This window comes from Actinomyces succiniciruminis (assembly GCF_900002405.1).
GTDB lineage: Bacteria > Actinomycetota > Actinomycetes > Actinomycetales > Actinomycetaceae > Actinomyces > Actinomyces succiniciruminis.
In genome coordinates, this window is record NZ_LK995507.1 from 1 (window position 1) to 914 (window position 914).

Here is a 914-nt window from a genome sequence, read left to right on the forward strand (position 1 = left end):
GGCGGGCTCTGACGGCTTGTAGGCGCCCGGTTTCAGGTACTCTTTCACTCCCCTCCCGGGGTACTTTTCACCATTCCCTCACGGTACTAATCCGCTATCGGTCACCAGGAAGTATTTAGGCAGCCAGGTGGTCCTGGCAGACACGCGCAAGACTCCACGAACCCCACGCACAAGGGGAAAAACATGCTCAACACCACGCCAGCAGGTTCAACCTACGGGGCTATCACCCTCTACGGCTCCCCATCCCAGAGAATCCAGCTACCCACCAGCAAACAGTGCGGGCCCACGGCAGCAGACCCACAAGCACGCCCCACAACCCCGCAGCCGCAACCCCTGCCGAGTAATCACACGACCACGGTTTAACCTAATCCGCTTTCGCTCGCCACTACTCACAGAATATCCTCTCCTACGGGTACTGAGATGTTTCACTTCCCCGCGTAACCCCCCACCCCCTATGAATTCAGGGACAGGTGACGCGACACAACTCGCGCCGGGTACCCCCATTCGGAAACCCTCGGATCACAGCCCGCAAGCCGGCTCCCCGAGGCATATCGCAGGCCGCCACGTCCTTCATCGGCTCCTGGTGCCAAGGCATCCACCGAACGCCCAAAAAAACAACACAAACAAACACAAGCAAAACAAGCAAAACAGGCAAAACAACAACAAAACACGCAAAACAACCACAAGCAACAACAATCCAGCAAACAAGCTGAACAAACAATCATTGATGCTCGCGTCCGCTATACAGTTCACAACCAACCCACCCAACCAACCCCACCCCCAACCCAAACAAGGCCAGAAGCAAAAGCCAGTAGGCAACCAGGGCACGCAGCCCCGGAACCCGACAGCATGCCACCCCCAACCCCACCAACCAAAAAAAGAAGAAGGAGGAGAAGAGGGTCCCGCCCGCCCCC

At 57.4% G+C, this 914-nt stretch carries 1 protein-coding gene and 1 rRNA gene; both read right to left on the reverse strand.

The genetic code is table 11. The annotated features are described in order from the left end of the window. Positions 1-622, reverse strand: a 23S ribosomal RNA gene (locus BN1056_RS07955); the annotation flags it as partial. Between the two features lie 99 nt (positions 623-721). Next, positions 722-914: hypothetical protein (locus tag BN1056_RS07960; protein WP_210580249.1), on the reverse strand; the 193-nt coding region annotated here is incomplete at its 5' end.